This window comes from Bartonella sp. OD88NMGDW (assembly GCF_042193775.1).
In the GTDB taxonomy this organism is placed as follows: Bacteria; Pseudomonadota; Alphaproteobacteria; order Rhizobiales; family Rhizobiaceae; genus Bartonella; species Bartonella grahamii.
This window is the reverse complement of the sequence record NZ_JBHIMA010000012.1, coordinates 22,926-31,816: the sequence shown is the minus strand read 5'-3', so window position 1 is coordinate 31,816 and position 8,891 is coordinate 22,926. Positions and strand designations below refer to the sequence as shown.

At 37.3% G+C, this 8,891-nt stretch carries 6 protein-coding genes; 3 read left to right on the top strand and 3 right to left on the bottom strand.

The window, feature by feature from the left end:
* The first annotated feature begins 274 nt into the window (after nt 1-274).
* The 3 genes from ACFIJR_RS08035 (at nt 275) to ACFIJR_RS08025 (ending at nt 3,511) form a co-directional block, all read left to right on the top strand.
* Entirely contained in the window at nt 275-667 is a 393-nt protein-coding gene (locus ACFIJR_RS08035) for a Fur family transcriptional regulator (protein WP_015856750.1), read from the top strand.
* 155 nt (nt 668-822) lie between these two features.
* Entirely contained in the window at nt 823-1,917 is a 1,095-nt protein-coding gene (locus ACFIJR_RS08030) for an HlyD family secretion protein (protein WP_375626789.1), read from the top strand.
* A gap of 22 nt (nt 1,918-1,939) precedes the next feature.
* Complete coding sequence (locus tag ACFIJR_RS08025; RefSeq protein ID WP_375626788.1) at nt 1,940-3,511, top strand: DHA2 family efflux MFS transporter permease subunit; 1,572 nt, start codon at nt 1,940-1,942, stop codon at nt 3,509-3,511.
* A gap of 949 nt (nt 3,512-4,460) precedes the next feature.
* Here the strand turns inward: ACFIJR_RS08025 and ACFIJR_RS08020 are convergent.
* The 3 genes from ACFIJR_RS08020 to ACFIJR_RS08010 form a co-directional block, all read right to left on the bottom strand.
* Nucleotides 4,461-5,045 carry a GNAT family N-acetyltransferase gene (locus ACFIJR_RS08020; protein ID WP_375626786.1) on the bottom strand — a complete coding sequence of 195 codons (585 nt, stop codon included), beginning with the start codon at nt 5,043-5,045 and terminating at the stop codon, nt 4,461-4,463.
* 75 nt (nt 5,046-5,120) lie between these two features.
* Complete coding sequence (locus tag ACFIJR_RS08015) at nt 5,121-6,254, bottom strand: type III PLP-dependent enzyme (RefSeq protein ID WP_375626784.1); 1,134 nt, start codon at nt 6,252-6,254, stop codon at nt 5,121-5,123.
* Nucleotides 6,255-7,960: 1,706 nt separating this feature from the next.
* A complete protein-coding gene (locus ACFIJR_RS08010; RefSeq protein ID WP_375627443.1) occupies nt 7,961-8,878 on the bottom strand; it encodes a rhodanese-related sulfurtransferase in 918 nt (305 codons plus the stop codon).
* Between the last annotated feature and the right edge of the window lie 13 nt (nt 8,879-8,891).

Sequence of the window (8,891 nt, the reverse complement as noted above, 5' to 3'; positions counted from 1 at the left end):
TATCATTTTTTACTTTTTTTAAAATAAAATAACATAAACATCTGGTTGTATTTCAATACATTACACTAAAATAAAAAGCGTATAAAAGTTCCTTACTAGATAACAGCGGCTTTCAGATTATAATACCCCTCCCCTCACAACGATTGCAACTTTTCTTACATATCACAATGATGTCATGTAAAAGGCTAAAGATAGAGTACATATTCTATAATCACCATTGCATAAACCTCTTACACGCTTTATGCTTTGCCATGAGAGCAAAAGGAAGATGTCAATGTCATCTAAACTGACGCGTAACCAAACATTGGTTTTAAACACTTTAAAAAATGCAAAAGGGCCTTTAAGTGCTTATGCGATTCTCAATCACTTACGCGAAGAAGGCTTTCGTGCACCTCTCCAAGTTTATCGTGCGTTAGAAAAACTCGTACAGTTAAAGTGTATTCATCGTCTTGAAAGTGTAAATGCCTTTATGGTCTGTTTACACCCTGAAAACTGTCAACATGAACTTACAACGTTTATAATTTGCGAAAACTGTGGTACAGTCAATGAAATACAAAATCAAACGATTGTATCGAGTTTAAAACAGATGGTTCAAGCTGTTGACTTCCAAGCCCACAAAAGCACCCTAGAAGTACGAGGTCTTTGTAAAAAATGCGTAACAAAATAAGACCTTGAACTTGCAAGTTCATATTTTTAGCATTATGTTTCGGAAATTATCTTATTGTTTGAAAAGCTCTTATCGTCCTTGCATGTATATCACCCTAGTCTATAGCGATAGGTTTATTATACTCAGTGGAACATAAATATTGAAAGTATAAAATCATGTCCGTAGCTGAGACAATTTTTTCGACCAAAAATTTCAATAAAACGCAACAAAAGAAAGCAATCAAGGCTCTTCTTATTATCTTTGCACTTTTTGTTATTTGGTTTAGCTATAAGTGGGTAACGCAATGGCGTTATATACTCGCTACTGAAGATGCCTATGTGCAAGGAGATATAGCAGCTATTGCGACTAAATTAAATGGATATATTGAAAAAATTGCCATTAAAGCCAACCAAGTTGTAAAAAAGGACGATGTTTTATTTTACCTAGACAATGGTGATTATCAAATAGCCTTGGATCAAACAGAAGCGCATCTTAACACACAGAAAAAAACACTTCTACGCATTGATGCACAAATCACAGCCGCTCGTAGTGCTTTAGATGATGCAAAAGCACAAAAAGCCGCTGCTTCAGCCATAGCAACCAATGCACAACTCAGCTTAAAACGTGTAACAGAACTGAAAAAAAATCGTTATGCTCCTCAATCCGATGTTGATGATGCCAAATCAGCTTATGAACAAGCCATTGCGAATGTTAACAGAGCGGATGCACAAATAGCTGCAGCACGTGCAAATATCCGAGTGCTAGAAGCGCAACGAAGTGAAATAGAAAGCCAAACAAAGAGTTTAGAACTCTCGCGTGAAAAAGCACAACGTGATCTTGATTCGACCATTATACGAGCGCCATTTGATGGAGTTATAGGAAATTTAACAGCAAAAACGGGAGATTTTGTTGTAAATGGCCAACGTCTTGCGGCGTTAGTCCCCATACATGCACTTTATATTGAAGCAAACTATAAAGAAACACAGTTGCAAAATATTCACCCAGGACAAAAGGCTTATATTGCTATTGATGCCTTCAAAAAGGAGTTTTTTACAGGAAAAGTGCTTTCTATTTCGCCCGCAACAGGCGCTGTTTTTTCTCTTTTGCCTCCACAAAATGCTACTGGTAACTTTACAAAGATTGTCCAGCGCATTCCCGTACGTATTTCTATTCCAGAAGAAGTCTTAAAAAACGGACATATCCGAGCAGGAATGAGTGTTTCAGTGAAAGTTGACACACGTACAAAGCCACAAGATAAAAGTCTCTTATAACAAAAAAGTAGAAGATCTTACGATGACATCTTCCATACCAGAGCCCATACAGTCTCAAGAAAGCATTGGATTGCACAAAATTGTAGTTTTTATTGCTATGTCTTTTGGCATGTTTATGGCAATCTTAGATATCCAAATCGTTTCCTCTTCTTTAGCTGAAATTCAAGCGGGGCTTGCAGCAAGCTCTGAAGAAATTTCATGGGTTCAAACCTCCTACCTTATCGCTGAAGTCATCATGTTGCCGCTTTCTGGATTTTTAGGACGATTGCTTTCAACACGTGTTTTCTTTACCTTATCAGCTATCGGTTTTACGATTACTTCTGTTCTTTGTGCAACGGCAACATCTATCGGAGAGATGATTTTATATCGCGCACTACAAGGTTTTATTGGTGGTGGAATTATCCCTAGTGTTTTTGTTGCCTCCTATGTCCTTTTTCCTCCTTCCAAACGTCCCATTGTTACCCCTATCGTCGGACTGGTCGCAACATTAGCCCCCACCATTGGTCCAACCGTGGGAGGTTACATTTGTCATCTCTCATCATGGCATTGGCTCTTTCTCATCAATGTACCCTTCGGGATTATCATATCAATTCTCGCTTGGAAATTAATTGATTTTGATAAAGCTGATCCCTCTTTAATGAAGAAATTTGATTGGTTAGGACTCATTTCTATGGCTACTTTCTTGGGAACTTTAGAGTATGTTCTAGAAGAAGGAGCACGTCATGATTGGCTGAGTGATAGGCTGATTCGGGATTTGTTCATTATTATGATTCTTGCTGCAGCCTTATTCTTCTGGCGTGCTTTTACAGCAAAAGAACCCATTGTAGATCTCTCTACTTTTTCTAATTTTAATTTTTCTGCTGCATCCATTTTTTCCTTTGCACTAGGAATAGGTCTTTATGGACTTACATATCTTTATCCTGTCTATTTAAGCCAAATCCGCCATTATGATGCGCTCATGATTGGAGAAACATTGTTTCTTTCAGGATTCGCCATGTTATTAACTGCTCCGCTTGCTGGATTTCTTTCAGCACGAATGGATGCACGTTTAATGATGGCAATAGGACTTTTGGGTTTTGCAGTAGGCACTTGGATGGCGAGCTCTATCACAGATAACTGGGATTTTTTGCAACTCTTTTGGCCGCAAGTTTTCCGTGGTGCTTCTGTGATGTTGTGTATGGTTCCTATTAATAATATTGCCTTGGGAACACTCCCGCCAGAACGAATGCAAAATGCTTCTGGACTCTTTAATCTCACACGGAATCTAGGTGGTGCTGTAGGGCTTGCCATTATCAGCACTCTCATGACAAAACGCACAGACTTCCATTATGAACGAATAGCTGAAACGCTTAACCACGGAAACAGACAAGCAACAGAAATGCTTTCAAAGCTTACTTTGTTTTTCAAAACAGAAACCTTTGATTCCTATACTCTGGCTCTTTCTCAATTGTTTGGTATGGTACGCATACAAGCAACGATTATGGCTTTTAGTGATATTTTCTTTATCATAACCATTATCTTTGGTACTTTGACAGTTATGACCATTTTTCTTAAAAAAATACCACCTCTCATGGATTCACCACCAAATCACTAAACTTAATTAAAATTGAGAAATATTTTTCATCCTTATGACTTTAGAGCTTCCTATGTACTTTATCTCTTTTCAAGAGACAGTATAAATCAACTTGTGATTCTAAATGATTCTTCTGATAAAAATTCAGTTCAATGCGGGCTCTTTACGCATTTAAAAATAACTTCTCGCATACAAAAATTATCTTAGATGATAATAAATAAAGAGCTTATCTAAAGTGCTCCACACCATAAAGATAAAGCAGCTATTTCTATAAGATTTCTGATTTATCACCATAGAGAAAAAAACGTTAAAACAATATTTGCGCCTGTCATTAAATCTCTCATCTATTTACCCCCCCTTTTTACGCTACTATCTTCATAAAAACTATTCTGTAAGATTCTTTGTCCTTCACTCTTTTGATTCTCACACGAATATTCATAAAAGATTGATGATTCTTGTGATTTTTATTCACACACCTATTTCCCTTATAATGTGTAGGGTAACATTTTTTGATTCTGAATGCGAAATTTTACATGAGAAAATCATTTTGTATGAGATACTCTCATGCCAATTGCAACTATTCCCTTTTACATAAAAAGCAAAGAGATAAAAACTGTTTAAGAAAAAAGTAAAATATCCAACCGTTTTGATGCAAGATCTACCAACGATATTGAAAACTGGAAAACTGCATGATGATACCGGCTTTAAAAGAATACAAGACCACTCAAAAATCCAGTTCCTTTAATATTATAAAATAGGACGCTATTCCCCAAAAATGAGCTTTAAATATATTCCTAGTCACTTAACTGAAATTATCAAAAATAAGAAATCAGCCACATAAAGAAAAAGTCATATAATAAAATCGCAATACAACTCCCCAAAAACTTTGTACCGCTAAATGCTTTGGCACTCGCCAAAACAGTATGCTCTCCTCAATGCCAGCTGTTAAAAAACAAAATAAACACTATCCTCAAGCCACTTTATGATGCTGAAAACCATTTGAAACTTCTCGTTCTCCACTAGGAACTAAAGTGCCATAACACCCAGAAAGATAATGTGGTATCAGTTCCAACGCTTGAAAGCGATGCTTTTCATAAGGACCAGGCATTGCCAAATTTTCTGTTAAACTATTTGAAAAGCCAAAACGTTGATAAAATTCAAAATCCCCTACCAGCAAAATGGCGCCATATCCTAATTTTTTTGCTGTTTCAATTACATGGCGGACTAAGATTGATCCTATTCCCATACCAGCACATTCAGATGCAACAGCCAAGGGGCCCAAAAGTAAAGCATGTTGTGTTTTATTTTTTCCTTTAGAAAAAGAAACATGCCAAAGACGGACACTTCCCACAAGCTCTCCAAGCGCATTTTTAACCACAAAAGAAAGCCCTTGAGCAGCTAACCGCCCACGACGTAAAGCCTCTGATGATTTACGTTTACGTCCATACCCCATCGTTGAATCAAGCAAAATTTCTCGATAAGGCTTATCGGCTTCTTGCTCCAATGAAAGTGTAAAACATGCCCCATCTTTTGTTTGAAAATTCATCATGTTCATCTCTATAACCGCCCTCTTATAGCGCCATGACGAGCATAGCAAAAAATCCAAAAAACCTATAGTTAAAAGGAAATGTCAGATCACATATGATCGTAAAGGCTCAAAACCATTAAAAGCAACCGATGCATAAGTTGTTGTGTAAGCCCCCGTTCCATGAATCAATATTTCATCTCCTATCGTTAGGGATAGAGGAAGCGGATAAGGTGTTTTTTCATAAAGAACATCTGCGGAATCGCATGTTGGTCCAGCCAAAATACAAGGCTCCATAACCTTATCATCATGAGGTGTCTCAATAGGATAACGAATGGCTTCATCCATAGTCTCAGCAAGACCATTAAATTTTCCAATATCAAGATAAACCCATCGTACATTATCGTTATCAGCTTTTTTGGATATTAGAACAACTTCTGTACGAATAACACCAGCATTGCCAACCATCGCACGCCCAGGCTCAATAATCGTCTCAGGAATACGATTACCAAAATGCTTTTTCAATGAATCAAAAACTGCTGTACCATAAGCTTGTTCTGTAGGGACATCTTTCAAATAACGCGTTGGAAAACCGCCCCCCATATTCACCAACCTCAGCGAAATACCTTCTTGTTCCAAACGCTTAAAAACTGTAGCAGCATCCGATAAAGCACGATCCCACGCACTCAAATCAACCTGCTGAGACCCAACATGAAAAGAAACACCATAGGCTTGTAAACCTAATTGGTGTGCCCGTCTTAGAACATCAACCGCCATATCTGGAACACAACCGAATTTGCGTGACAATGGCCACTCTGCACCTTTTCCATCAGTAAGAACACGGCAAAAAACACGTGCTCCTGGAGCAACACGCGCAATTTTTTCTACTTCTTCAACACAATCAACGGCATAAAGTGAAACTCCCAATGCATATGCTCGTGCAATATCACGCTCTTTTTTAATCGTATTCCCAAAAGAAATACGCTCTGACGTTGCTCCTGCTTTTAAAGCCATTTCAATTTCTGCAACAGACGCCGCATCAAAAGAAGATCCTAAAGAACTCAGCAAACGCAAGATTTCAGGAGCTGGATTGGCCTTTATTGCGTAAAAAATACGAGACTGAGGCAGAGCTTTTTCAAAATTTAAATAGTTGTCACGAACAACATCAAGGTCAACAATTAAGCATGGACCTTCAGAACGATGTGTTGCAAGAAAATCGCGAATACGTTGCGTTGCCATCTGCAATTCTCCTTGAGGGAAAACTCCCCCACTCTATGCTTGGACAGCCAAAGCTGCCAAAAGCTAAAGGACAAAAAACACACAACAACCATCCCCATTCTGATTACAAAAAACCAGAAATTAGCATTGCATGCAGCGAAAGAACAGCGCGAAACCGCGTTATTCTATTTTATCTGCCTTTTTGATTGGAGTTGAGAAAACCACTTCCGCACTGAAGGCAATGAGGTGTGCCTCTATAGTTATCCCAGCATTTAAAAGCTGGAAGACACCAGAAAGGCCCGCACCGTCGTTGCTTCAAGATGTCCTCATTCTTGCAATTGGCTGTAAGAATGACTGGAGCGGTTAGTTCCAGGTACCGTACCGGTTAATCTCACCATTTGAGAACCAGCGGACACCCACAGGCACGTGCGACTTTGGGCAAGGAGTCCTATAAAACGAATTCTTGCTCATTTCAATCATTTTTTTAATTTTAAACATTTTTTAATTCTTAAAGATAAAATGATGCGAAAAAACAACACTCTCCTCCACCAGACAAAGCTATCCATCCGCTTTCATGAGATCACACCCCTTACATCATCCGTGCAACATAAATCACTGTCTTGCTTTTAAAGCCCCTCGTTTCTTTGCCCTATTCTATCTCCTAATATCCGCAGCAGAAAATAACGCAAAATAAATTACTCAACACATTAATTTATAATGATAATTTATTATTTTGCCCTTAAACAAAAATCTCAACATAAAATTCTCTTATTTCACCCCTCTTACAATGAATCAATGAAAATCATTCTTTTGCACATCACAAATAAAAAACAATTGAAAAAAGGAGTACCTCTTATACATCCTCTCAAATGCAAGGATAAGCAAAATTGAAAACTGGGGATAGTAACACGACTGAAGCACCATCATCTTTAAAGATAATGATGCCCTTCTCCAACAAATACCATTATCTTTCTTATTTAAATCCTAAAAAAACATCCCTGCTTCCACATCCATTTTACAGCATCACTTAAGCAAAATATCATGAAGAATTCCCCGTATAATATAACTTGTATGATATAGATCAACTACATCTCACCCTCTTTATACTTATGAAATTAAAAACAAACGCCCCCATTCTATCTGCCAACTCCCAATATGGCAAAAACTCCTATATTGAAATGTTTCATAACACCTTCTCTAAAATGATTTTTGTCCACACGTTGCTTCCATTTGCAACGTACAAGTGAATGAGTTTTACGTGTTTCGTTCTCATCTAATCTGGAAGCAATAAAGTTCACAATATTTAACTCTTTTATTCAAATCAAAATAAATTATCATTATAAATTAATGTATTATATTAAATTCTGGAATCATAAATTCCTATTATCATTTTATTTTTCCCACCTAGCATCTGCTTTTTCATCTCCTCTTATTAATCACATCTTATTCATACGCTTTTCTCTTAAGCTATAAATCTCCCTCCCCTGCACTGTTGGTGAAGAGAGTTTCTATTTTAAAATGAAAAGTATTTAAAAACTCAATCCTATAAAATGTCAGGAGAGAAAACGATCTATAATGATTATTTATAAATCAAATAATTTAACATAAACAAAAAGACCGAATAATATCCGGTCTTATAAAATATTTTTCTACCAATATCAAAAAACTCTTTTCTCTTAAATTTAAGAGAAAAATGCTAAAATTTACAGCGCTACACTGCGCTATCCTTACGTCCCTTGATGAGAATCAATTGCACGCAACTTCAACAATTGAAACTGCCTATGGCGCTCACGAAAACGCTCTCTATCGGCTTCACTACGCGTGTTATAACAAGCATCACAGGAAACACCTTCCTCATAATGAGGCGATAATTTGCTTTCAGCATTGATAGGAGAACGACATGCGCGACACAATTCGCGTCCACATTCTTCAAGACCATGTTGAACAGAAACACGCTCATCAAAAACAAAACACTCACCCCACCATAAACTTTCCTCTTTTGGAATTTTTTCTAAATATTTTAGAATACCTCCTTTTAAATGGTACACCTGATCATAACCAAGCTCACGAACATAAGCTGTTGATTTTTCACACCGAATACCGCCTGTACAAAACATAGCAATTTTCTTTTTCTTCTTTAAATCAGCTTCGTGCTTGAGAACCCATTCAGGAAATTCGCGAAATGTTTTAATCTGCGGATCAATGGCTCCTTGAAAACTCCCTATTGCATATTCATAATCATTACGTGTATCGATCAAAATTGTCTCTTCATCTTGAATAAGAGCATTCCAATCTTCAGGATCCACATAAGTACCCACAACTTTTAGTGGATCAACCCCTTCAACCCCCATTGTCACAATCTCTTTTTTCAACCGCACTTTCATGCGATGAAAAGGCATTTTTGATGCCCATGAATATTTAATCTCCGGCTTTTGAAACGCTGGCTCAGCGGTAATAAAATCCACCAACGCCTCAATCGCAGCACAAGAACCAGCAACCGTTCCATTAATTCCCTCTTGTGCTAAAAGCAAAGTGCCTTTGATATCCTTTGCTTGACATAAATCCTGCAAAGGTTTTTGTAATTGATGATAATGCTTCAAATCTGCAAAGCAATAAAGTGCAGCAACTTTAAAATTCTTTTCCATGTGTTTTGCCATA